General features: G+C 29.5%; 1 pseudogene. It reads left to right on the forward strand.

Annotated features, from left to right (window positions below):
* Window positions 1-220 (forward strand): annotated as a pseudogene (locus WFZ85_RS16580) (IS982 family transposase); the annotation flags it as partial.

Genomic DNA, 220 nt, shown 5'->3' on the forward strand with positions numbered 1-220 from the left:
AGAATAAAACTTGCTTCACATTTTTTAGAATTTGAAGATTATTTCATCGTTGATAGTATGCCATTAGAGATATGCAAATTTGCTCGTCACAACAGAATTAAAATTTGTAAAAATGAGTTTGAAACTGCTCCTTCAAAAGGGTTTTGTGCTTCTCAAAATAACTGGTTTTACGGATATAAATTACATGGAGTTTGTTCTATAGATGGTGTTTTTCATTCTT

It is taken from the genome of Flavobacterium aureirubrum, from assembly GCF_038739835.1.
In the GTDB taxonomy this organism is placed as follows: domain Bacteria; phylum Bacteroidota; class Bacteroidia; order Flavobacteriales; family Flavobacteriaceae; genus Flavobacterium; species Flavobacterium aureirubrum.